This window comes from Clostridioides sp. ZZV14-6150, assembly GCF_020657875.1.
In the GTDB taxonomy this organism is placed as follows: Bacteria; Bacillota; Clostridia; order Peptostreptococcales; family Peptostreptococcaceae; genus Clostridioides.
Map to the genome: position 1 here is coordinate 1 of NZ_JAGWDA010000028.1, position 25,065 is coordinate 25,065.

Below are 25,065 nucleotides of genomic sequence, written 5' to 3' on the forward strand. Positions count from 1 at the left end.
GTTTCCCTATATGCTGACTATTTTAGCTACTAACTCATGACTAAAGTCACGAGTGTGCGTAGCTATTTTTTAATCAAAATCCAAAATAATATACTGTATAAAATAATAGAAATAACATTTTTAGTTGTGAATTTACTATGGTTTATTTTTTTAATCATATTATTCACCTTGTAGCACACCTAAATATGCCCTATCCCCTACATTTAATTTATTGCTATTATTCAGTCTATTAAGTTCAGTTACTTGATATTTTTTTCCATTATTTGATACTGTATATTCTAAAATTGGCCCTAAGAAATTCTTAGATTCTACTTTTATTTTTACAAAACCTCTTTGGTTGGTATTTTGCAATAATACCATTTCTTCAGGTCTTTTATAAATATAAGGCTTTGTCTCTTTTTCAATATTAAAATTAACATAATCTTCTTTTTCAATACAATTTGAAGTACCTACAAAGTTTGCTACAAAATCATTCAATGGGCTTTTGTAAACTTCCATTGGTACACCAATTTGAAGAACTTTACCCTTATCCATTACAGCTATTCTATCAGAAATAGCTAAGGCTTCTTGTTGATCATGAGTAATAAATAAAGTAGTAATACCTATCTTTTGCTGTATCTCTCTTATTTCTTCTCTCATCTTGATTCTTAAAGCTATATCTAGATTAGACATTGGCTCATCTAATAAAAGCATAGTAGGCTCAGTCGCTAATGCTCTTGCTACTGCTACCCTTTGTTGCTGTCCACCAGATAGTTCATCAATCTTTCTCTTTCTAAAATCTTTCATTCCTGCCAATTCTAAATAATTATCACATTTTTCCACTATAATTTTTTTAGATAACTTTTTTATTTTCAATCCATAAGATACATTTTCTTCTACTGTCATATTTGGAAACAGTGCATAGTTTTGAAAAACAGTTCCCATATTTCTATTTTCTGGTTCTAGGTTAGTAATATTTTTATCACCAACATAAATACTTCCAGAAGAAGGTTTTATAAATCCACCAATTATTCTTAAAATAGTCGTTTTTCCACATCCAGAAGAACCTAATAAAGTAAAAAACTCTCCTTCCTTAATGGATATATTAACATCATGTAATACTTTTTCTTTTCCATAATAATGATTAATTTCTTTTAATTCTATATTCTTCATATCGTCTCCACAAATTATCTAATATTTATAAATCTCCAAATATACACATGATGAATCATCATAGATTTTAAATCTAGGAAACTCTATTGCTATTTCATCATCCTTTTCTAGTTCCCTAACTTTTCTATATATATAATCTATACCTTTAATCTCTGCTATTTCCATCATTTTATCTTTATCAAAAATCTTATATCTAACTAATTTTCAGTCCCATTTTCATCTCCTTGTCCACATAAATTATACTTTTACTATAATTAAAAGTTTTGCATAGTAAAAAATTCACTTCACTTGAGTAACTACGTCTACGAATCACTTCATATCGTTAACTACTTCGTCAGTTGCTTAAAAGCTATTTTATTTAATATTGGTGTGTTAGTATCATTTAGTTGTATGAGTTATACAAAAACCATGAGATATCATAGTTCCCTTATACGTAAAATAGCGAGGAAAATCCTCACTATTTTTGTATATAATATTAAATTATTTAATTAGACTATTTTATAGTTTTATTGTTATCTATTATATCTGTTTCCCACTTTTCAATCCAGTTAGATTGATTTTTTCCAATTACAGACCAATCTACATCCATAGCTTTATATTCTTTTGACATCCACTTTGGTGAGTCTTTAAGTGCAGAATCTAATGTTGGAATACGATTAAAATCATTTGCAACCATAGCTTGAACCTTAGCACTTCCAACAAAATCTATAAACTTAGCTGCTGCATTTGGATGTGGTGCATTTTTTAGAGCCGCTACACAGTCTGTGATTACGACAGAACCACTCTCTGCATCCACAACTTCTAATGGCATATTATTTTTTTCTTTATTATCTATTATATCACTTAATACTGCAATAGATATAGCAGCTTCTCCTTTACCTATTGCGGAATACATAACACTTCCGCTATTGTAGTAGTTCTTTATATTTTTATTTAAACCCTCAAGGTACTTCCAAGCTTCATCTTCACTCTTAGTAGTTGAGTAGTAATTGATTAAGTTACTAACAGTAGAACGCATAGATGATGATAATGAATCTCTAGAAACTATTAAGTCTTTATATTCTTCTTTTGTTAAATCGCTCCAATCTTTTGGTGCTTTATCAGCTGATAATAGTTTTGTGTTATAAAACATCATTACTGGTGTTTTTATAGTTCCATACCAATATCCGTCTGAATCTTTGTAAGACTTGTCTAATTCATTATTCCAGCTTGGTTCAGTCTTTTCATATAATCCTTCTTCTTTTAATTGCATGTATGTAGATGTATCTCCACCAAACATTATATCTGCTTGTGGATTCTCTTTTTCACTTCTAACACGATCTGCTAGTTCACCTTTTAAGTTTATGAATTCAACATTAACGCCTGTTTCCTTTGTAAATTCTTCAGAAATTGCTCCTAGCATATCCTCTCCATGTGTAGTATATACTACTAATGTATCCTCTAATTCATCACTTTTTGATGTGCTATCATTGCTACAAGCTACAAGTGATAATGACATTGCTACAGTTAATAAGACAGCTGCTATTTTTATCTTCATATCAATTCCTCCCCCATATTCTCCATGTTCATTTTAAATGTTATTATTCTTATAGTCAACGATTCAACAATAATCTATATAATTGTATTTTTCTATAACTACTAATTTTATTATTGTTTTTTTCTATGGCTATACTTATTTTTATACATATAATTTTTATATTCACATTAATCCATTTTTCAATCTGGGTATTTTATTTCTTTAAAACATATTTTAAATATTAATATTATCATTATTTATATGCATAAAAAATGACCTATGAATAGGTCACCTAAACCAATACTTATATAGTATATGAGATACTTTCTTAAATCACTTATTATTTTTTTATCTAGACTAGCTTCAGTAAATAATGCATGTATGTGTGGTTTCCATTTTAAGTCTTAATTAAAAGTATGAACTACTGTAAAACTATACCTCATCCTCACATCTAAACTTTAAATTTTTATCTATTATTTATTAATTAACTGTATATTCACTAATTTTTATCATTTACAATACTCTTATTATCTTAAAATAATTATAATCTAACTTTAATCATATATTATATTACATATAAATATTTTTAACAAATTTAATAATTAAATAACTAAATAACTATATTTCATTAACCATCTTATAAATATTTATAGACTATTCACTAGTCTTCTTCAATAAATTCAAACAAATTTTCTACTGTGGTATCGAATACTTTAGCAATATCCATCGCTAACTTTAAAGAAGGATTATATTTTCCATTTTCTAAGTGTACAATAGTCTCACGTCTTACCTCAACTGATTTAGCAAGTTCATTTTGCGTCATAAGGAGTTTTTCTCTATATTCTTTAATTTTTGTTTTCATCAATATTGCCACTTAGTTACATATCCCCCTTTTATCAAAGTATATATACAACACTAATTTAGATAAAGATTGTATAAATAAAACTGCAATAAGAATTATACCAGTATCCAAGTTTGATATATTTATATTCCTTGTATAAGGCGTTGCAAAGAAAATAGCTATTATTACTATAGAATATATCATTATTTTTATTGCAATTTGATTAACCTTTGATAGTATAAATTTAGATGATTCATCAACTAAATCATTATATTTTTTAGTATAAATTGAATAACATCCAAAAACTATTAACCAACTCAGTCCTGGAAGAGATGCAGTACTTGGACCTTTAAAAATATACTTAGTCGCTAATACAGCTATAAAAAAATAAGTCATTAAAAGTAATTCTAAGATTAGCTTTGATCTTACACCAGTTTCTGATTTATACATATAAAATCACTCCTTAAAAATTATATATTCTCTATACTCTTTAATTTTTGTTTTCTTCAATATTATCACTTAGTTGCATATTCCCCTTTTATCAAAATATATATACAAAATTAATTTAGATAAAGATTGTATAAATAAAACTGCTAAGAGAATTACACCTATATCCAAATTTGATATATCCAAAGCTCTTGTATGATTTGCTGAAAAGAAAACAGCTATTACAAAAACAGAGTATAACATTATTTTTGATGCAATTTGATTAACCTTTAATAACATAAGTTTTGATGCCTCATCAACTAAATCATTATATTTTTTATTATACATGAAGTCACATGCCCAAAAAGCGAATAAAATTATAAAAGTAATCCAAATATCTTCCCCTTTAAAAATAAACTTTTTTAATAATAAGTCTATAAAAAAATAGGATATCATAAGTAACTCTGAAACAAGATTTGCTTTAACACCAATCTCTGATCTAGACATATAAAATCACTCCTTAAAAGTTATATATTTATAACACTTCATGTTATAAATATATAACTTTTTCAAATAAATTGCAATAGAATATTGTAAATATTTAGTAATATATTTATAAATATAGTTTATAAAAGATTTCATAATAACCATCAAATAGTTACAAATAATATTATAAAACTACTTCTTTATTCACTTTTATAGAACTTTCTCTCTAAAAAAATTCTTATAATATATAAAATATATTTTTTAATAAATATTACAATACAATACTAGATTAGTTTATTATATCTATTCTCTCAATCATATCATTTACTAACTATTATCCTAATGAACATGTAATATTGAAATGTATAATTATACAACCTAAATGCACCCCAATATACCCTCAAAAAAACCTCTTTTTCTGTGGTTGGAGTATGGTTGGTGGATTTCATCACCAAAATAAAAAATACTAGTCAATATTGACTAGTATTTCCAAGTATTTCATTATTCATTTTTATAAATTGGTGGAGACGAATCGCAGGAATAATACCCTTGATTAATTCATTTCATATACAACTCTAAGTTTTTATTAAAAATATACATCACTTTACTATTCTATGATATAACACAACAAAAGAAACTACAATCTATGAGTGCTGGTTTCATATAGTCTTAGTTCCTACAGTAAGTAAGTAGGAAGGGGGTGTACTCTATATGGAACTAATTATAAATTTTATTATAGGAACTATCGTTTCTATTTGTATTGGTATAAGTACCAATTACATATATGATAAAATAAAAAACCACTTATCTATTGGTGGTAGAGTGGTTTAGAATTTGAATTTAAAATTAAATTCAAATTCACTAAAAAGCAATCTATACTAGAAACCACTACTCTACCCACTAGATTGCAGTTTATTTTTATTTTATCTAAAACTACATTGTACTACATTACATTTAAAAATAAACCTTAAATTTCTTTATTACAATTCATTAGTTCGAAAAAATATTTAGAGTCATGAGTTTTATAAAGGTTTAACCAAGAACTTAATGCTTCTTCTTTAAAAACATCTAAAACTTTTAAAACTTGTATCGTAAATTCCAATGGTGCGATTCCCGAAGCAGTAATTAAATTTTCATCATTAACTGCAGATTCCATTTTATAATATTTTTCTCCAGTATAACTTGGTATCACCATTTTTAGAAATTCTAAATCATTACTTGTATGATCTCTAGAATCTAGTAAACCTGTTTTAGCTAGCCCTAAAGTAGCACCACAAATAGCTGCAACTATAGCCCCTTGTCCCAAAGCCTCTTTAGCTTTTTCTAATATTATCTCATGAGCTATAGATATCCAAGTATCTCCCCCTGGCAAAATTAATAAATCATTACTTTCCATATTAAACTCATCAACTGTAATCTCAGGTAAAACTTTTAACCCACCCATTGTTATAATAGGATTTTTATCAACTCCTACTGTAATTACTTTTAGTGGTTTTAATCCTTTTTTAAAATATCTTCCTGTATTTAATTCCGCAGTTAAATATCCAACTTCCCAATCTGACATAGTATCAAACACATACATATATACTTTTCTATTTTTCATCTTTTGCTCCTTATATGATTAATTAATATACCTAATTGTAAAATAACTTAACTGACATACTCTGTCAGTTAAGTTATTAAATTTGATAATGATTAATTAATTCGAGTAAATTTTCAACTATTTTATCTCTAAGACTTAATGGTTCAATTATTTGTATCGATTTTCTATAAGGTATAAGTATATTTGGTATATATGTATATATTACCTCTTCTTGAAGTTTAAATATTGCTTTATTTGAAGTTCTTTCTTTCAAATAATATCCTAGAAGCCAATGCTGACATAAGTTATCTAATGCATTTATACTTCCTTCTATAACTAATGGTATAAGATTATCCTCATCTTTTGTTTCATCCATAATCCCTCTTATAAAAAATTCACTTGCTGAAAATTCCTTTGGTCTATTAAAAGTATTTGATGTTTCTATAACATTACTAATTCTATCTATCCTAAAACTACGAATCTCATTTCTCATTTGACAAAATGCTACTATGTACCAATTATTATTCCAACGAACAATTCCATATGGATTTATAATCCTACATTTTGATTTTTCTTCACGAGCTGTACGGTAGTTAATTTCTACAGATAATTCATTTGCTATACTATTTTTTAACTTTTTAAGTACAGATTCTATGGATATTTTTCCAGTGGGTTTTATTACTTCAAAACCTATTAAATGTTTTGTTAAAATTTCTTCTTGTTTTTGATTTGAATACATTTTTAACTTTGATGTTGCCTTATCTAATGTGTCATCTAAGAAACATCCCTCTTCTTTAGCAAATATAGCTGCATGAAGTAGAGCAGTTTGCTCCTCTGTATCGAAAAAAAGAGGTGCTTTAATGAAATTATTCAAAAGTGTATATCCACCATTATGACCTGTATCTGAAATTATAGGTACTCCACTAGCAGATAATGCATCAATGTATCTGTAGACAGTTCTTATATTTATTTCTAGTTTTTCAGATATTTGTTTTGCAGTAACTTTTTTATCTGAGTTTAACATCCATAATATAGACATCATATTGTCAATTTTAGCCATATAGTTTTACTCCTTCATATATGTTTTATAAATTAATTATATAGGTTATTAGATTAATTTTCACAAAAAAAATATTAGCAAATTGCTAATATTTTTCGTGAATTTTAATGGTGGAGACGAGGGGAGTCGAACCCCTGTCCGCAAATCTTTTCCTCGCTGCATCTACATGTGTAGCCAACTTTACTAGTATCTCGCCTCACATAACGCCAAGTGGCAGGCTCTATGCTTAGCCAGTCCCAATTAATCTACCCTAAGTCGAGACACCCTCAAAGTAGTTCCCTGCATAATGACGTCCAGTCTTAGCCGGCAGGAGGGCTAAGAGGGACGAGCAGCAACTAGGCTGCTATCGCGAAATTATCGTCTGCGTTTATTTTAAAGTTCCCCAGTTTTTACGTGACCCAGAGTAACACGACACGCAGCCTCAAGTTCCAAACCCACGTCGAAACCTTTACGCCCCCTTGAGTAGTTTATAGTCCATTAGACTCTTCGCAAACTTTATCACCATTTTTATTAAATTTTTAATGTATATATAATATAATACTTTTAAGAATAAAAATCAATGTTATGTTCTAGATAATAAAGAATTTTATTCTAAAAAATACAATTTTAACTAGTTTAATATTTCCCTGTCATTTCTCTTTCTATACGTCTTTGGGCATCTTTCTTAGCCATATCTTGACGCTTATCATATAACTTCTTACCTTTCGCTAAAGCAATCTCTACTTTAACTTTACCATTTTTTAAATATAAACTAAGTGGTATAAGTGAATACCCCTTTATAGTAGTTGCTCCAATAAGCTTTCTTATCTCATGCTTGTGAAGCAATAATTTTCTCACTCTTAGAGGGTCAACATTAAATATATTTCCTTGCTCATATGGACTTATATGAACTTGTTTTAAAAATACTTCACTGTTATCTACAGATGCAAATCCATCACTTAGGTTAACTTTACCTTGTCTTATTGATTTTACTTCTGTTCCTTTTAATTCAATTCCACATTCATATGTTTCCTCTATAAAATATTCATGTCTTGCTCTTTTGTTTGTTGCTAATATTTTTTTACCAGCCATATAAATCTCACCTTCTTTGCTAGAAATTTCTTTAATACACACTAAGAATTTGCTAAATATTTCATATATATAAATCTTTTGACTACCCTGTATGATAACATATTAAAGACCTTTAGTCAATATGACAACACATACATTAAACTAATTGAACAAGATATGATAAATAATGTAACAATATATTGTAGGAAATTGCATCAACTATATTTAGTGCAAAGTCAAAATCAATTACTAAAAATAATCTATCAAACTCAAAACAAAAATTTTAATACTCCAATACCTATTTTTCGCTTTTAGCTTTTAACACTCTCATAAAATATAATACCCACAAATTATAAATACTACTCAAAATACATACTCAAATAGTATACTTCAATTATAAATATTCTTAAAATTTCTTAATATCTATGTAAAACTTTGATGATAAAGTAGCCAATTTTCCAAAAAAAATGTAATATATAGTTATATCTTATAATATTTTAGAGATAAATTTTAATATAGTAGGGAGAAATTTGTATGGATTTAAGCAAAAAAGTAAAAATTTTAGAAAATACATCAGATGGTCGAAGTGAATTTGAAATATTAGAATTTGAAAAACTTGAAGGAGCTTCTAGCCCAATGATGGCAATGGGATTATATTTTGCTAGAGAGGCTGGCTTGAAAGCTAGACAAATTAAGATAAAATTAAATAACTCATCAATAAAAACAGAAGCTGGTGCATTGTACTATTATAAAGGAAAGATATCTTCTGAAACTAAAATTGGTGGTGTTGGAGGTCTTTTCAAGAAAGGAATATCAGGAGCACTTACTAATGAGTCAATGATGAAACCTACATATAAAGGTACTGGCGAAGTTTATTTAGAGCCTTCTTTTAGACATTATTTATTTATGAACCTTGATAATGATTCTATAATCGTCGATAAAGGTCTGTTCTATTGTTGCTCTGACACTATAGAAGTAAAGGCATTTACACAAAAAAACTTCTCTTCTGCTTTACTTGGTGGTGAAGGTTTCTTCCAAATAGAGTTAAGTGGTACTGGTGTAGTTGTTCTAGAATGTGTTGTACCTCAAAGTGAAATTATAGAGTATGAATTGAGTAATGGAGAAGAATTAAAAGTAGATGGTAACTTTGCAATAGCAAGAACATCTGGAGTTAATTTTTCTGTTACAAAGTCAGATAAATCTTTAATTGGTTCTGCTTTAAATGGTGAAGGTTTCTTAAATACATTTACTGGAAATGGTACAGTTTGGTTAGCTCCTACTCAAGTAATGTACGAAAAACTAAGCTTTGGAGCCATGCCTACTAATGATAATATGAATAATAAGGTTTCTAAGCAAAAATAGAAATTTTATGAAAATTTTATAAACCCATTCATATAAAGTTAATATAAAATATACTTTTGACATCTTTAGATAAAATTTAGTAAATAGATATATTTTATAATATAAAGATATCAGTGTAAATATAAAAAGGCTGTAGGTAAATTTGTTTCTACACAAATCTACTTACAGCCTCAAATCTACTAATAGCCTCTTTTATAAATATAAATTCATATTTAAAGATATATTTATTTTACCTAATGCACTAATTCAAATCTTATCTGCATTCAATTATCAATAAATCCATATTACATAAAATTATTGATAGCATATATTATAAATCTAATAACTTTTATTATAGTTCTAATTATTAACCTAAAAATGCCTATTATTAATCTATTTAGTTTTACTACAATAAACAATTTTTATATTAGTATACTTAGTTTACCTGCAATAAACAACTTTTATATTACTCTATTTAATTTGCCTACAGTAAACAATTTTAATCTAACTAACCAATCTTTCTTTTTATTGGCTTTATCAAAAGAGACACAATTATCAACACAATACTTCCACATATCAACCAATACTTTTCATCAAAGCTACCTCGACTCATAGACATTATAAAGAAATTTCCGACGTACTTATCTCTAGTCATCATATTTAAAATTAAATATCCTATAGATACCATATATCCTATAATAGTATTATTAAATAAGTTTGAAAATAACATACCTAAACTTCCTATAAACATAGCTGATGCAAAACTCCCCACAATATATTTAAATATAGGGAAATTGCCTTCAAGATGTTTTAACACCAATACAAATCCAGTAATTAACACAAGCATACTTATAATTGACATTATTATTCTTATTAATTGTATAACTACTTGAGATACTGATTTTGATGATACTATCTCATCAATTTCCTTTGATTGCTCTAAGTAAAATATAGGAACTAGCATTATTATTCCCACTATTACAACATAGTTTTCAAGACATATAGCTGCTGAAACACTATCTAAATTTGCTACCCCTTGTATAAATGGAATCAAACATAACATCCCAATTGAACATATTAGATTAATTAGAGTGCTTAATTTGAAGTTTTCTTTTATTAAAACTAAATAATTTTGAAAACTTTGAACCAACATTAAGATTCCCCCTTCTTTTTTGTTCATATAAGAATGTAGTTAACAAGACAATTATTAAAGCTCCTAATCCCATTAAAAGTCTATTACTCATAATAGAATTAAAGTTTTCTGCTATAATAGTTCCATTTAGTACATTATTATGTCTTATCATTAGTCCCATTGATGGATAATCTCCTTCAAGACCTATAGAGTTTATACTGTAAAACCACCAAATTAATTGAACAATAATTGCTACTGGTGTGTCTGTTAATACAGTCAGACTCACTCCTACAGCTGTAACTATCATAAGGGTTGGTAACAACCACCACAGTGTATATTTTACAAATGCTAAATTATCAATAGAAATACCTTCATCTTTAGCAAATGAAATTAAAGGAAGCAATTCTTTTATGCCTAAAATTAAGACTGGCAACATCATCATAAATACAAGAGCAAAATATCTTGATAAAATTATTTTAGATGTTGATGCTTGTTTTGAGTAGACAATTTCGCTCATTCTTGAACGTCTATCTTTCATTGACATAAAGACTGCTACGAATACTGGAAATATACTTAAAATTATACCTATATAGTCACAAAAAATTCTTGCATAGCCGTTAGTTACTTTATCTTTTTGTATTGTATAGTTATAATCTTGCATAGCTTCTTCATAAGTAACTGGAATCATACCAAATCTTTCTAATTTATCAATAGAATACGCAGACCCACCACCTAAAATTTCATCTACACTTCGCATTATTTCTTGAAATCTTTCAAATGATAATTTAGAAGTATTTACTTCTATATTTTCCCCACTTTTCCAAATTGAGTTTACTTTGTCAATACTGTTACCAGTTATCTCCTCAATATACTTCTCTATAGTTTTGGTCTTACTTTCATTTAATTTTATATACTTAATAATTCCCATTGGATATGTTGTATATGAATTTGCTTGATATTCTCTAATCAAACTTATAGTTGCACTTGGAATCACTTTATCAGACTTCAAAGATTCTTTTTGACCATATGGATACTGGTTGTTCTTTAGGTAGTATTCATCAATATTTTCTACCCTTTGAGGTGCAACCAATGGATTTCCATCATTAGGAATATTTTTGCTTGCGTCTTCTGAAACTGAACTTCCAAGTTGCGAAATATAGAAAACTACCAATACTACAATAAAAACATAATAAACTGTGCTTTTTAATATGTTTTTACACTCTTTTATAAATAGATTCATATCTTATCTCCTCCCATCATAAGCATATAGCCATCTTCAATAGTCGGATTGCATTCTACTGCTGTTTCAAAAGGTTTGTATTTTGATATGATTCTAAGTGTAGCTTTTCCACCTTGAGTCAACATACCTATAACTACAAATCTATTTTTTATATTTTCTATGTCTTTTTTATCTACTTCAACACTATATACTTTTCCATCAGCAAGTTTTGATAATGCCTCAGTTGTTCCATTATATATGACTTTTCCATTATCTAATATAGCTATATTTTCACATGTTGCCTCTATATCCCCTACAATATGTGTTGATAATATAACTATTCTATCATTGGCAATCTCACATAATAAATTTCTAAATCGTATACGTTCTTCTGGGTCAAGTCCTGCTGTTGGTTCATCTACGATTAAAATTTTAGGATTGTGAATCAGCGCTTGTGCAATTCCAAGTCTTCTATTCATACCTCCAGATAAAGATTTTACTTTTACTCTTTGATAATTAGTTAGATTTACTTTGCTTAATAACTTATTGATAATTTTTCTTCTTTTTCCTGATGGTATATTTGATAAAATAGCTAGATAATCCATTGCTCCATACACTGTCATATTAGGATACATTGAAAAATCTTGAGGAAGGTAACCAACCATATTTCTAATTTCTTTCGTTTTTTCTATAGGAATCCCACACATATCTATTGAACCATCTGTCTTTGATAACAAAGTAGCTAGAATTCGCATAAATGTTGTTTTTCCTGCTCCATTTCTTCCCAAAAGTCCAAACATTCCACTATCAATTTCAATGTTTACATTTTCAAGAGCCATTTTTGAACCAAACCTCTTGCTGAGATTAGACACTGATATTTTCATTTCCATATATAAGTACACCCCACAAATCATTTTATAGTATTTTATTTTTATGAATTTTTTATTATATTTCATTATATTTCCATAATAGATTCTAAAACTTAAGATATTATTTAGAAATTTCTAAATTTTTTCTAAAGATTTTAATTTCTCTTAATAAATAAAATAAATGTGCTTATATACTAATGACTTCTGTACTATAGTGATTTAAAAATAATTGAAGTGTCTAAAGATATTATCATCATCTCCACCAAAAGGACAACCAGTCAGAGTAAACTGAATTGCATGCCCATAATTACTTACCTCCTAAGTAGTATTTTTATAATTTCAACTCATAGCAAAGAGTATTGAAAAGAAAAGCTACTTATAAAAATATCATTACTTCTTAAAAATTAAAGTGTGCATAAGGTAATATTTCTGATGTGGAATCAAAGAATTTTATTACGCACACATACACAAAGATTACATAAATTAGTTCTATCTTTTGAGTAAAATACATGTGTTGTAGTGTCAAAATTATATAAATTATATAAAATAAAAAATAAGTGTATCTCAAGTTCTGAATGATACACTTATTTCCTATTAAAAAATCTATTTTTTTAATATATACTTTTCGCTAAATATTGTAAACATCTACTTTTTATCAAAAATTCTACATTTAATCATACTATAAACACTACAAATTCTCATGTCTACTTTTAAATATTCCTGTATTTTCTTATTTTAGGATATTAATTTTTCCCTGTTTACTCTTATTTTCAAATAGTAAACCTTATTCTTTATATTTTATTTATTCTTCAATCTTTTCAACTATCTCAAAGTCAATTTCTTTAAAATCTACATTTACACCTTCAACCTTTATCTTAACAAGGTCACCTATTTTATATGACTTCTTAGTTCTCTCACCTAACACACTATAAGAACTTTCATCATAGATATAATAGTCGTCATTCATATTTGCAAGTCTTATCAATCCTTCTATAGTATTACCTAGCTCAACAAATATTCCAAATGAAGTCACACTAGATACAACACCTTCAAACTCTTGACCAACTTTATCCTTCATGTAAAGAGCCTTATAGAAGTCATGTACATCTCTTTCCGCCAATTCTGCTTTTCTTTCTTTTTCAGATGATTGAACAGATGCATAATCTACTATAGTAGTAAGTTGCTCTTGTCTCTTTCCATTTATCTTATTATTTAAAGATTCTTTTATTATTCTATGAATTTGAAGGTCAGGATATCTTCTTATTGGTGAAGTAAAATGACAATAGAATTTAGCTGCTAACCCAAAGTGACCACTACATTCTGGTGAATATTTAGCCTGTTTTAAAGAACGAAGCATTATGGTACTGATTGCTCCCTCTTCTGTTTTGCCTTTTATCTTCTCTATTATCCCTTGTAATGCCTTTGGATGTACTTCTTCCTTATCACCTTTTATTGTATATCCAAATGTAGATATAAACTTACTCAATTCTTCCATTTTTTCTAAAGATGGTGTTTCATGTATTCTATACACAAATGGTATACCCATCCAGTAAAAATGTTCAGCAATTGTTTCATTACTTATAAGCATAAACTCTTCTATTATTTTATTAGAAATTCTTCTTTCATATGGTTTTATATCTGCAACTTCTCCATTTCCATTTAGAATTATCTTTGCTTCTGGGAAGTTAAAGTCTATAGCCCCTCTTTTTTCTCTTCTTGACATAAGAATTCTAGCCAAAGTTTCAGAGTTCTTAAAATCATCTACAACATGTTCAAAAGTCTTTTTAAGCTTTTCATCATCTTTTTCTAATATATCAGATACTTCTGTATAAGTCATTCTAGCTTTTGAATTTATTATAGATTCACATATTTCATGCTTAACTACATTTCCCTTATGGTCTATTTCCATAAATATAGAAAGAGTTAATTTGTCTTCAAATGGATTTAAACTACACACTCCATTAGAAAGAGTCTTTGGCAACATTGGAATTACTTTATCTACTAAGTACACAGATGTAGCCCTTTTTAAAGCTTCTTTATCTAATTTATTTTTTTCTCTTACATAATGTGTAACATCAGCTATATGAACTCCTAATTTAAAGTTTCCATTAGATAATACCTCTATTGATATAGCATCATCTAAATCTTTTGCGTCATCTCCATCTATAGTAAATATATTTAAATCTCTTAAATCTCTTCTTCTTTTTACCTCTTCTTCTGGAATTTCAACAGCTACAGCTTCTGCTTCTTGCAATACCTTCTTAGGAAATTCTTCTGGAAGACCATGTTCTCTTATTATAGAGTCTATTTCTACTCCTCTTTCGCCTTTTTGACCCAGTATTTCTATAATCTTTCCTTCTGGTTTTCTATCTTCTTGTGGCCATACTGTAATTTCACAAACTACCTTATCATTATCTACTGCTCCACTAAAATATCTTTTAGGTATATATATATCCTTAGTAAATTTTTTATTGTCTGGTGTTACAAACCCAAAAGTTTTACTTGATTGAAAAGTACCTACTATTTTAGTTATTTCCCTCTTTATAATTTTTATTATTCTTCCTTCTGCTCTTTTTTCTTCAGTTGCAGGTACAACTATCTCTGCCATAACTCTATCATTATGCATAGCTCCATTTATATTGTCACTTGAGATAAATAAATCTTGTGTGTATTCAACATCAGATTCTACAAATCCAAAGCCTTTTTTATGTGCTGTAAATTTACCAACAAAATATCCCATTTGATTTGGTGATATCATTTTACCTTTCTTAGTAAAACATATATAGCCATCTTCCTCTAATTCTTCTAAAAAATTATAGAACATCGGCATTTCTGATGAATGTATATCAAAAATTTCTGCTAATTCTTCCTTTTTTAGAGGATTATATGCACTTTCGTTTATTAATCCTAACAAACTCTCTTTAAGTCCTGGTATCATTTTTTCCTCCTATTTTACTCTCTTGTTATATTATTTTTTTAGTTTTCTATTATATTACCCTTTGTATATCTTCTATATTACCTTTCATATATCTTCACACACCGTCTTTTATATTCTTTTATTATTGTTTCAAGTTAAATCAATTATTATATATTTTTATATTAATTGAAATTATCTTAATAAAGCTTTAAAAAAGTTATGATAATTCTATAATAATAGTTTAAGTCATCATAAGCACAATTGTAATTTACTCAAAATATCCTTATTACATCTGCTTTATCACCTAATTATACACCATCATATAGAATTGGTAAAATATTCATTCCATCTAAGTATTACTATATAATAATTTATTATATTAGTATACGCAAATTAAGTTAAATTTATATAACTCAATTAATTTTTTAAATATAGCTTCTTATAATATAAAACTCATAATAAAAGTAAATTTATATGTTAAATTAGGTTGATTTTTTATTGTTTTTTATTTATTCTAATATTAAGGGCTTGCAAACGTTTTTTGACAAGTCTTTATTTTATCTAAATTAAATAAATTTTTTTATTATGAATAATGTATTAAATTTAAACTAATCTACTTATTGGAGGAGATATACTTGGAAGAAGTAATTGCAAAAATTATTACCATAGAAAATGGTTTTAAAGAAATTGAAAACATTGCTAAAAAAATTGTGAAAAATAATGACTCAAAGAAGTGTTATTATCTATCAATTTACTTATATAGATCAGAATACTATCAAGTAAGAGAATTAGCAGTGTTTATATTAGGCTTTATATCAATACATATTTCTGAAGCCTTATTATTTTTAAAAAACAATGTGAGTAAAGATGAAAACTGGAGAGTACAAGAAATATTAGCTAAATCATTTGATTATTATTGTAGTGAAGTTGGATATGATAAATCACTTCCTGTGATAAAAGAATGGTTAAGTTCTGACAATCCAAATATAAAGAGAGCTGTGACAGAGGGTCTTAGAGTTTGGACTATCCGAGACTATTTTAAAACCAACCCCACTGTAGCTATATCATTGCTTTCTAGTTTGAAAGATGATGACAGTGAATACTTAAGAAAATCTGTTGGAAATGCTCTCAAAGACATAAGCAAAAAACATCCAGATTTAGTAAAAAACGAATTAAACTCATGGGATGTTTCAAATAAAAAAGTTGAGCTTGTATATAATATTGCTTCAAAACGTATTTTTGCAAAATAAATTGGAGGTGACTATACTTGAAGCTTCGTGAAAAATATACATGTCCATTAGAACTAACACATGATATGATAAAAGGTAAATGGAAGTCTATTATATTATGGAGATTACGTATAGGTCCAACTTCTCTATCAAAACTAGAAAAAGAGATTAATGGAATCAACCAAAAAATGTTGCTTGAACAACTTAAAGAATTGATTGAATTTGGGCTGGTTGATAAAAAGACATATGAAGGATATCCACTTAAAGTTGAATATTCACTTACACCTATTCGTGGAAAGCAGATGTTAGATGCTTTAGCTATAATGCAAGATATAGGAATTAATTTTATGCTAGAGAATGGTATGGAAGATATTCTTGAGGAAAAAGGGATTTTATAATAAACTAATACACACAAAAAAGTAAGTAATTTACCATTATTTACAACTAGTATATAATAAACTTACAGAAAATTTTTATTAATTTATTATATATTTAGGAGGTAAATTATTGTGAAAGTAACTAGTACAGGTATAGTAAATGGTGTTATAGAAGATAAATATGGGAAAAGAGGAAATCAATTTAATAAAGGTGGTATGCCTACATATTCATTACCTCTAAAATTTGAAGATGCTCCAGAGCATACAGTATCCTTTGCTGTATTTTTAGAGGACAAAGATTCAGTTCCTGTATGTGGATTTGCATGGATACATTGGCTAGCTGCAAATATAACAAAAGATGAACTAAAGGAAAATGAAAGCATAACAGGTACTGATTTTATTCAAGGAACTACTAGTTGGCATAGTAAATTAGGTGATATTGATAGATTAGAAGCTAGTGTTTATGGTGGTATGGCTCCTCCAGATAGACCACATGTTTATGAAATACATGTGTTTGCACTTGATACTACTCTTAATCTTGAAAAGGGATTTTATATGAATGAGCTTTTTGAAGCCATGGATGGACATATTTTAGATAGATTTACACTTAAAGGAAGTTATTCTAATTAATTAGATTTACTATAGCTAATCATTAATTAATTTGTCTCACTTAATTAATGATTAGCTTAATTGTTATTAAATTATTTTTCTATTTTAATTAATTATTGATTCAATAGATTTAAATTATTTCTTATATTTTGTTTAACTACTAAATCAATGGATTTCAGATTATTTCTTATATTTTACTTAACTATTGAATCAATAAATTTTAAATTATTTCTTATATTTTACTAAATCTTATTTTACAGCTTATTAAAAAAAAATATCAACATAGTTAATAAATCTATATAAAATTTCGAGGAGTTATTATGATAAAAAAAATAGACCATGTAGTCATTACTACTAATAATATAGAAAACTGTATCAGTTTTTATAAAAAACTTGGTTTTACATTAAAGAAAACAAATGAAAGATATGAACTTTACTCTGGAGATTTCAAAATAAATGTCCATTTAAAAGGGCATGAACTTTCACCTCACAGCAAAAACGTACAAACAGGTAGCGCTGATTTGTGTTTTGAAATAAATACTAATATTGACATGACAAAAACAAACTTAGAACAAAATGGGATTCAAATTGAGCAAGGAATTGTAGAACGTACAGGAGTCTTTGGTAAAATGAAGTCTATTTACTTAAGAGACCCTGATGGAAATTTAATCGAATTGTCAAGTTATGGAGAATAAACTTTGGAAAATTTAATTCTATCTATAAATGTCGTTCTTCCTTTGTTTCTCACAATGTCACTTGGGTATGCTCTGAAAAAATTAGGTTTATTTGATGAACATACCTTAAATAAAATGAATAATGTTTGTTTCAAATCTTTCCTGCCATTATTATTATTTTTTAATATATACAATACGGATTTAAATGGTTCTCTCAACCTCAAACTTATGGCTGTAGCTGTTATAAGTATTTTTTCAATCTTTTTACTCTTAGTTTTTATTATACCTAAAATTGAAAAAGATAATAAAACAAGAGGTGCATTAATACAAGGTATCTTTCGCAGTAACTTTGTTATATTTGGTATACCTGTAACAATCTCACTATTTGGTGATAAAAATATTGGCGTTACATCTTTATTAATTGCAGTTATTGTTCCTATGTTCAATGTATTATCAGTTGTAATACTTGAAATTTTTAGAGGAGGTAAAATAAATATAAAGCACATGATTAAAGGTGTTTTAACAAATCCTCTTATAATCGCTTCTGTAATAGGATTGATAATGCTTATTTTAAATATTAAAATCCCTGAATTTTTACATAAAACTATTGGTGATATTTCTAAAATTGCTACTCCTCTATCACTTATAATTCTAGGAGGCTCTTTCAGCTTTTCTGCTCTAAAGGGACATATAAGACCAATTATACTGGGTGTGTGCGGAAAACTTATTCTTATACCTGCTATATTTTTACCAATTAGCATTTTCCTTGGATTTAGAAATGTAGAATTAGCCTCACTTATGATAATGTTATCTGCTCCAACTGCTATTTCTTCATTTACAATGGCTCAACAGATGAATTCTGATAGTGAGTTAGCTGGACAAATTGTAGTATTTACTTCTGCATTTTCCATAATTACGGTATTTATAATAATATTTATCTTAAAACAGAATAATCTTATTTAGTAATATCCTATAGTATAAGTTGGTATAATAAGAAATGTATATTTGTATTGTAATAAACATATATTGATAGCATAGTAAATATATATTGATATTGTGATAAATATATACAGAAAATAAGTACTACTCATAACTCAAAAAAATATAAAAAAGGGGGTGTCTCAAAATTAGCTTTGTACTGCACCCCAATCGTTAGATTTTTGGTCCAACAATTTGGGTGCAGTACAATTTTTATTTTGAAACAGCCCCTTTTCTATTGAAACTTGTATTCTTTACTGAAACTTATAAAACTTCAAGTTTTTTTTAATAGGATATAACTTATTACTTATAAAAACTATATTAATATATCCTCTTTTTTTATATTATTTTTTAGCTTTATCAGTTGATAATTCACCTACAGTTGTATACTTAACATCCCCATCTTTAGGATTTCCCACTTGTACTGGTAGATTAGGTTGTGTTTGCCATTGCCACCATCCACCATCAAATAAAGTGATGTTTTTCCATCCATTTTCATAGCACATTAACCAAGGAATAGTTGCTCTCCATCCAGTTCCACAATAAAATGCTGTATTTGTATCTTTTGTTACATCAATATCTTTAAAATAACCTAATACTTTATCAAAATCTACATAACTTCCATCTTCATTCATATAATCTTGCATACTGCTTGCATCAGTACCTGCACGTCCCCATACAGCACCCTTTGGCTCTCCAGCTTTATCAATATAATTGTATCCACTCGTTTTTCCAGAGAACTCTTCTAAGCTTCTTATACTTACTAATCTAAAGTTAGGGTCATTTTTTAATTTATTTTCTACATCTTTTATGTCCATTACATATTCTGGATGTGCTGGAACTTTTACACCAAACTCTTTTTGAGGTTTTGGCTCTACTTCTCCTTTTTCTACATCATATTTTGCATTTTTCCATGCTTCAATACTTCCATCCATAACTTTAACATTTTTAACACCAGCCCAAAGACAAATGAATGCTATTCTATCTACTCCTGAATCAGAACCATATAGTATAACAGTTGTATCTGATGTAATTCCATTGCTAAGTAATACTTTTTCAACTACATCTGCTGGTTTGATATTGTAGTTATCAAAGTCTTTTACTCCTTCATCATTATCATATTCTAAAGAGTCTGTATCAATATGAATAGCTCCTGGTATATGCTGTTTCAAGTAGCCCTCATTTTGTTCAGTTGCTCCCCATGAGCCTTCTGCTATAACATAATTTTTAGACTCTGGTTGATTTCCATCAATAACACTTTTTACCCACTTAGCAGATACAAATACTTTTGTTGTATCAACTGGGTCAGCTGTAACCTTTTCTGCATTAGCATCTTTATTACTTGCTTCATTTGAATTGTTGTTTGAACACCCAACTAATAATGTCGCAATCATAGCTATACATAATAGTAAACTTAATAACCTTTTTTTCACGTTTTTCCCTCCATCTTATCTAGTTTTCACCTAAAAAGTATATCATATAGCTTTTTTCTATTCAATAATTCTACAGCTTATACATAATATTGGATATACAAATTTTCTATACTTCATCTTATCCTTTATACAAAATTTCTATACAACATTCTATTTATGTCTTACTATTAAATTCTATTGATTTATATTATAATATTTGAGTAGTAAACATTATAATATAAATCAATAGAATATTTTTAGTTTGTCTATAATTTAATATAATAAGGAGTTGTAATTAGAAAATAAAAATATATTTAAATATAATCAAATATAGTATAATATAATCACAGAAAGGTGTGATTATATGAGTAAACATTATAAACCTAAAGAATTTGCAGAATTATTAAATATGTCAGTTATAACTCTGCAAAGATGGGATAATGATGGTAAATTAAAGGCATTTAGAACGCCTACGAATAGAAGGTATTACACTTATGAACAATATCTAGAATATACAGGAATACATAAAGAAACAGATAATAGAAAAGTAGTTATTTATACAAGGGTTTCAACCTCTAATCAAAAAGATGATTTAAAAAATCAAGTTGAATTTCTTAGACAATATGCTAATTCTAAAGGAATAATAGTAGATGAAGTCATTGAGGATTATGGAAGTGGGTTAAATTATAATCGCAAAAAATGGAATAAACTTATTGATAGTTGTATGACTAATGAAGTAAATACAATTATCATAACTCATAAAGATAGATTTATTCGTTTCGGATATGATTGGTTTGAAAGATTTTTAACTAAATTCAATGTAGAGATTATAGTTGTAAATAATGAAAGTCTTTCACCTCAGGAAGAATTAGTTCAAGATATAATATCAATACTTCATATTTTTAGTTGTCGCATATATGGATTAAAAAAATACAAGAAAAAGATTAGAGAGGATGAAGATATTGAAAAGAGCATACAAGATAGAGATTAACCCCTCTGATGAACAAAAATCTAAAATACACAAAACTATTGGTGTATCAAGGTTTATATACAACTTCTATATTGCTCATAGTAAAGAGATTTATGAAAAAGAAGGAAAATTTGTGAGTGGTATGGACTTTTCTAAATGGATAAATAACGAGTATGTACCTAATAATAAAGATATGAAATGGATTAAAGATGTATCCTCTAAAGCTACTAAACAAGCTATTATGAATGGAGATAAAGCCTTTAAAGACTTTTTTAAAGGTGCTAAAGGCTTTCCTAAGTTCAAGAAAGAGAAAAATCAAGATGTAAAAGCATATTTCCCTAAGAATAATAAGACTGATTGGACTATTGAAAGGCATAGAGTTAAAATACCTACTCTTGGGTGGGTAAGATTAAAAGAATTTGGATATATACCAATAAATTCAATAGTTAAAAGTGGTACAGTAAGTCAAAAATCTAATAGATACTATGTATCTATATTAGTTGAGGAAGATGATATTCGAGTATCTAAATGTACTAATGAAGGAATAGGTATTGACTTAGGAATTAAAGATTTTTTAATATGTTCAGATAAAAAGAAGTTTAAAAATATAAATAAAACTTCTACAGTTAAGAAAGTTGAGAAGAAATTAAAAAGAGAACAAAGAAAACTTTCAAGAAAATATGAAAGTTTAAAAATAAGAAATAAAATAGAAGAAGGGAGAGCTACTCGTCAAAATATCCAAAAGCAAGTAGTTAAAGTACAAAAACTTCATCAAAGATTGACTAATATAAGAACTGATTATATTAATAAAACTGTATCTTCGATTATAAAGCAAAAACCAAGCTATATAACTATTGAAGATTTAGCAGTTTCTAATTTGATGAAAAATAAGCATTTATCAAAGGCTATAGCAAGTCAGAAATTCTTTGAGTTCAAAACTAAACTAATGTCTAAGTGTAAGCAAAATAATATAGAACTTAGAATTGTTGATAGATTTTATCCATCATCAAAGACTTGTAGCCAGTGTGAAGAGATTAATAAGAATTTAAAACTTAAAGATAGAGTTTATAAATGTAGTTGTGGTTTATCTATTGATAGAGATTTAAATGCAAGTATTAATCTTAAAAATGCTAAAAAATATAAGATAGCTTAAATACAAAGTAATTTTCCCACACGCGGCTCAAAAGCACTTATATATGTACGGAGGGCTAACTTCGGAATTTAAGCCTTTGGAGAACTATACCAAATCGTAGTAGCTTAGGCAAGGCGAGGTTCAGTGAAGAAGGAAAAATCTCGATATGGATATATTTGACCATATTTTGAGTGGCAGGTTAAACATATGAAGATAAATATAAAATCAACTTTAAATGAATTTATTAAAAATAATAATCTTTTTGAGGATAATGAAATCTTATCATATCTTCCCAATATAACAATAGATACAGACTCTATAAAAACTATAATGATTAACGAAGTTGTCCCAAGTAATCCTAATGATGATTTTTATAGTTTAGATGAGCATGCTGACTACTTAAAAACTACAATCCCTTTATTCCAAAATGCAGGTACAAAAATATCTAGCATAAATGATATTTTAAATCTAGGCATATATATAACTAATGCAGTAAAATTACCTAAAACAGAATATACAATAACTCGTGACACTATTCAATCGCACATGCCTATTTTAGAAAAAGAAATTAAATTATTCAGTAATCTAAAAGTAATAATGTTGATGGGAGATGTAGCAAAAAAATCTTTTAATATGATTACTAAAAAACATACAAAAAAGAATGCAGTTCCTTCTATTTCAACATATAAACTTCGTAATAGCGAACTTTATTATGACAATTTACGAATATTTCCATCATATATTATGACTGGTGGAAACTTATTGATTGAAAAATCAAAATTCGAAATGGCCTCAGAAGATATTCAAAAAATGATAGAACTTATAAAATAATAAAAAAGTGCCTCATCAAAAACGCTTTGAGGCACTCTACTTTTCAAGCTATAATGTATAATTATATTATTCTTTTTTATAGTAAGTTTAAATTTTTCTTTAATATTATTTATCACTAACTTTTAATATTGTCCATCATTAAATAAATTAAACTTATCTATTTATCTAAAAATATATCCTTCACAGTAACGTCTGGATGGTGATACTTCTTCCTATCTGTCAAAAACGATTTTTTTATATTAATTGCCTCTTTGGGACACCAATGGAAACAGGCTAAACACCTTTCACACTCATTACCCCACTTTGGCTTTCTGTCAACTATACTTATGTTTTCTAATGGGCAAACTCTTTTGCATGTCCCACACCCATTACACTTATCTTCTGCAAAAAATTTAGTAGTGGCAATCTGCATGTTTTTACCCACTAGACGAAGTGTAAAACTGTCTACATATGACTTTAAATTGTTTTTTCCTTCTATCTTTCCACTCTCTAAGTTGTTGATACACTTTGTTATTTCTGACACTCTATTAGTAAAGTTTCTTAGTCTCTCTTCTTCAACATCTCGAGGTGTTGTCAAAGCATTTCCAGGCATATCAATTACAAAACCAGCAGATAGCTCTTTTCCTTTTTTCTTAAGTAATTTATTTATAGTAAACAAACTATGGCCAGCCACTCCATTACATGTAGCAATAGCATACATATCGGGATTACTATTAAAATTTAATTTATCTATAAAAGACTTTACTATATCAGGAACATCAGCAAAATAAACTGGAAAAACAATTACCAAGATATCTTCATTTACGTCTATATTTCTTTCTTTTCTATGTATAGCTAAAGGTATTAATTCTCCATTTTCATTTAACATTTCTTTTAAAGTCTTTGAAACCACTAAAGAGTTTCCCGTTCCAGAAAAATAATAAATCTTAGAACTCATCCTTATCCCTCTTTCTATTGTTTTGTATCATCAATGAGTTAAAAAGACTTCTTAAAACATAATTTATACTTATTTACTGAGTTTATCCAAAGCTTCAGTAAATAAAGACAGTTCCTCATCTGAAATAGATTTAAATGTCTCTGTTGCATATATGTCTGCAATTTTATTTAATGGCTCTTCTAATTCTCTGCCTAAATCTGTTAAAAATATTTGAAACTTTCGTCTATCTTTAACATCTACTTTACGAACACTGAACCTCCCATGACTAAAGTCACAGGGTTCCTGCTTCATAGAATTTTGCATACTAAAATATGTCTTACCAATT

At 27.6% G+C, this 25,065-nt stretch carries 24 protein-coding genes, 1 other RNA gene and 1 pseudogene; 9 read left to right on the top strand and 17 right to left on the bottom strand.

Going from position 1 to position 25,065, the window contains the following annotated elements:
- Window positions 1-159: 159 nt before the first annotated feature.
- The 10 genes from KGF41_RS19680 to smpB form a co-directional block, all read right to left on the bottom strand.
- Complete coding sequence (locus tag KGF41_RS19680) at window positions 160-1,152, bottom strand: ABC transporter ATP-binding protein (protein WP_227854922.1); 993 nt, start codon at window positions 1,150-1,152, stop codon at window positions 160-162.
- 18 nt (window positions 1,153-1,170) lie between these two features.
- Entirely contained in the window at window positions 1,171-1,320 is a 150-nt protein-coding gene (locus KGF41_RS19685) for a hypothetical protein (protein WP_227857088.1), read from the bottom strand.
- Between the two features lie 325 nt (window positions 1,321-1,645).
- Window positions 1,646-2,689, bottom strand: a complete 1,044-nt coding sequence (locus KGF41_RS19690) for an extracellular solute-binding protein (RefSeq protein WP_227830246.1) — start codon at window positions 2,687-2,689, stop codon at window positions 1,646-1,648.
- A 640-nt stretch (window positions 2,690-3,329) separates the two neighbouring features.
- Window positions 3,330-3,530: a helix-turn-helix transcriptional regulator gene (locus KGF41_RS19695; RefSeq protein WP_255611550.1), complete on the bottom strand. Its 201-nt coding sequence runs from the start codon at window positions 3,528-3,530 to the stop codon at window positions 3,330-3,332.
- 12 nt (window positions 3,531-3,542) lie between these two features.
- Window positions 3,543-3,959, bottom strand: coding sequence for a hypothetical protein (locus KGF41_RS19700; protein WP_227857089.1), 417 nt, complete (start codon window positions 3,957-3,959; stop codon window positions 3,543-3,545).
- 69 nt (window positions 3,960-4,028) lie between these two features.
- Window positions 4,029-4,442 carry a hypothetical protein gene (locus tag KGF41_RS19705; RefSeq protein WP_227839651.1) on the bottom strand — a complete coding sequence of 138 codons (414 nt, stop codon included), beginning with the start codon at window positions 4,440-4,442 and terminating at the stop codon, window positions 4,029-4,031.
- Window positions 4,443-5,388: 946 nt separating this feature from the next.
- A complete protein-coding gene (locus KGF41_RS19710; RefSeq protein ID WP_227830250.1) occupies window positions 5,389-6,024 on the bottom strand; it encodes a type 1 glutamine amidotransferase family protein in 636 nt (211 codons plus the stop codon).
- A gap of 76 nt (window positions 6,025-6,100) precedes the next feature.
- Window positions 6,101-7,063: a helix-turn-helix transcriptional regulator gene (locus KGF41_RS19715; protein ID WP_227857090.1), complete on the bottom strand. Its 963-nt coding sequence runs from the start codon at window positions 7,061-7,063 to the stop codon at window positions 6,101-6,103.
- A 108-nt stretch (window positions 7,064-7,171) separates the two neighbouring features.
- Window positions 7,172-7,521, bottom strand: a transfer-messenger RNA (tmRNA) gene (gene ssrA / locus KGF41_RS19720).
- Between the two features lie 157 nt (window positions 7,522-7,678).
- Window positions 7,679-8,134 (bottom strand): SsrA-binding protein SmpB, encoded by a 456-nt coding sequence (gene smpB, locus KGF41_RS19725; RefSeq protein WP_054275121.1) that lies wholly within the window; start codon window positions 8,132-8,134, stop codon window positions 7,679-7,681.
- A 513-nt stretch (window positions 8,135-8,647) separates the two neighbouring features.
- Between smpB and KGF41_RS19730 the strand changes: the two genes are divergently transcribed.
- Window positions 8,648-9,475, top strand: coding sequence for an AIM24 family protein (locus KGF41_RS19730; RefSeq protein WP_227830259.1), 828 nt, complete (start codon window positions 8,648-8,650; stop codon window positions 9,473-9,475).
- A 487-nt stretch (window positions 9,476-9,962) separates the two neighbouring features.
- On the opposite strand, the gene KGF41_RS19735 is transcribed toward KGF41_RS19730, so the two are convergent.
- From KGF41_RS19735 to rnr, 4 genes are all read right to left on the bottom strand, one after another.
- Complete coding sequence (locus KGF41_RS19735; RefSeq protein ID WP_227857091.1) at window positions 9,963-10,607, bottom strand: ABC transporter permease; 645 nt, start codon at window positions 10,605-10,607, stop codon at window positions 9,963-9,965.
- The gene (locus KGF41_RS19740) at window positions 10,537-11,826 is read right to left on the bottom strand and encodes an ABC transporter permease (RefSeq protein ID WP_227857092.1); all 1,290 of its coding nucleotides are present in this window, start codon (window positions 11,824-11,826) and stop codon (window positions 10,537-10,539) included. The genes KGF41_RS19735 and KGF41_RS19740 overlap by 71 nt, the downstream gene beginning before the upstream one ends.
- Window positions 11,823-12,695, bottom strand: a complete 873-nt coding sequence (locus KGF41_RS19745) for an ABC transporter ATP-binding protein (RefSeq protein WP_227842935.1) — start codon at window positions 12,693-12,695, stop codon at window positions 11,823-11,825. Before KGF41_RS19745 ends, KGF41_RS19740 begins: the two co-directional genes overlap by 4 nt.
- 781 nt (window positions 12,696-13,476) lie before the next feature.
- Window positions 13,477-15,612 (bottom strand): ribonuclease R, encoded by a 2,136-nt coding sequence (rnr, locus tag KGF41_RS19750; RefSeq protein ID WP_227854942.1) that lies wholly within the window; start codon window positions 15,610-15,612, stop codon window positions 13,477-13,479.
- Window positions 15,613-16,226: 614 nt separating this feature from the next.
- Here rnr and KGF41_RS19755 point away from each other — a divergent pair.
- The 5 genes from KGF41_RS19755 to KGF41_RS19775 all read left to right on the top strand — a co-directional run bounded on the left by KGF41_RS19755 (window position 16,227) and on the right by KGF41_RS19775 (window position 19,443).
- Window positions 16,227-16,841 (top strand): DNA alkylation repair protein, encoded by a 615-nt coding sequence (locus KGF41_RS19755; protein ID WP_227850497.1) that lies wholly within the window; start codon window positions 16,227-16,229, stop codon window positions 16,839-16,841.
- Between the two features lie 17 nt (window positions 16,842-16,858).
- On the top strand, window positions 16,859-17,218 hold the full coding sequence (locus KGF41_RS19760; protein WP_227830264.1) for a winged helix-turn-helix transcriptional regulator: 360 nt from the start codon (window positions 16,859-16,861) through the stop codon (window positions 17,216-17,218).
- A gap of 111 nt (window positions 17,219-17,329) precedes the next feature.
- The gene (locus KGF41_RS19765) at window positions 17,330-17,827 is read left to right on the top strand and encodes a YbhB/YbcL family Raf kinase inhibitor-like protein (protein WP_227850498.1); all 498 of its coding nucleotides are present in this window, start codon (window positions 17,330-17,332) and stop codon (window positions 17,825-17,827) included.
- Between the two features lie 299 nt (window positions 17,828-18,126).
- Window positions 18,127-18,501 carry a VOC family protein gene (locus tag KGF41_RS19770; RefSeq protein ID WP_227854943.1) on the top strand — a complete coding sequence of 125 codons (375 nt, stop codon included), beginning with the start codon at window positions 18,127-18,129 and terminating at the stop codon, window positions 18,499-18,501.
- Window positions 18,502-18,504: 3 nt separating this feature from the next.
- Complete coding sequence (locus KGF41_RS19775; RefSeq protein WP_227842934.1) at window positions 18,505-19,443, top strand: AEC family transporter; 939 nt, start codon at window positions 18,505-18,507, stop codon at window positions 19,441-19,443.
- 359 nt (window positions 19,444-19,802) lie between these two features.
- On the opposite strand, the gene KGF41_RS19780 is transcribed toward KGF41_RS19775, so the two are convergent.
- Window positions 19,803-20,891 carry a rhodanese-like domain-containing protein gene (locus tag KGF41_RS19780; RefSeq protein WP_227830268.1) on the bottom strand — a complete coding sequence of 363 codons (1,089 nt, stop codon included), beginning with the start codon at window positions 20,889-20,891 and terminating at the stop codon, window positions 19,803-19,805.
- A 343-nt stretch (window positions 20,892-21,234) separates the two neighbouring features.
- On the opposite strand from KGF41_RS19780, the gene KGF41_RS19785 reads away from it, so the two are divergent.
- The 3 genes from KGF41_RS19785 to KGF41_RS19795 all read left to right on the top strand — a co-directional run bounded on the left by KGF41_RS19785 (window position 21,235) and on the right by KGF41_RS19795 (window position 23,803).
- On the top strand, window positions 21,235-21,861 hold the full coding sequence (locus KGF41_RS19785; protein ID WP_227857093.1) for an IS607 family transposase: 627 nt from the start codon (window positions 21,235-21,237) through the stop codon (window positions 21,859-21,861).
- The gene (locus KGF41_RS19790; RefSeq protein ID WP_413906979.1) at window positions 21,833-22,993 is read left to right on the top strand and encodes an RNA-guided endonuclease InsQ/TnpB family protein; all 1,161 of its coding nucleotides are present in this window, start codon (window positions 21,833-21,835) and stop codon (window positions 22,991-22,993) included. The genes KGF41_RS19785 and KGF41_RS19790 overlap by 29 nt, the downstream gene beginning before the upstream one ends.
- A gap of 186 nt (window positions 22,994-23,179) precedes the next feature.
- Window positions 23,180-23,803: a uracil-DNA glycosylase family protein gene (locus tag KGF41_RS19795; protein ID WP_227830493.1), complete on the top strand. Its 624-nt coding sequence runs from the start codon at window positions 23,180-23,182 to the stop codon at window positions 23,801-23,803.
- Between the two features lie 157 nt (window positions 23,804-23,960).
- Here the strand turns inward: KGF41_RS19795 and KGF41_RS19800 are convergent, their stop codons facing one another.
- Both KGF41_RS19800 and KGF41_RS19805 read right to left on the bottom strand, forming a co-directional pair.
- Complete coding sequence (locus tag KGF41_RS19800; protein WP_227843074.1) at window positions 23,961-24,740, bottom strand: EFR1 family ferrodoxin; 780 nt, start codon at window positions 24,738-24,740, stop codon at window positions 23,961-23,963.
- A 69-nt stretch (window positions 24,741-24,809) separates the two neighbouring features.
- Window positions 24,810-25,065 (bottom strand): annotated as a pseudogene (locus KGF41_RS19805) (hypothetical protein); the annotation flags it as partial.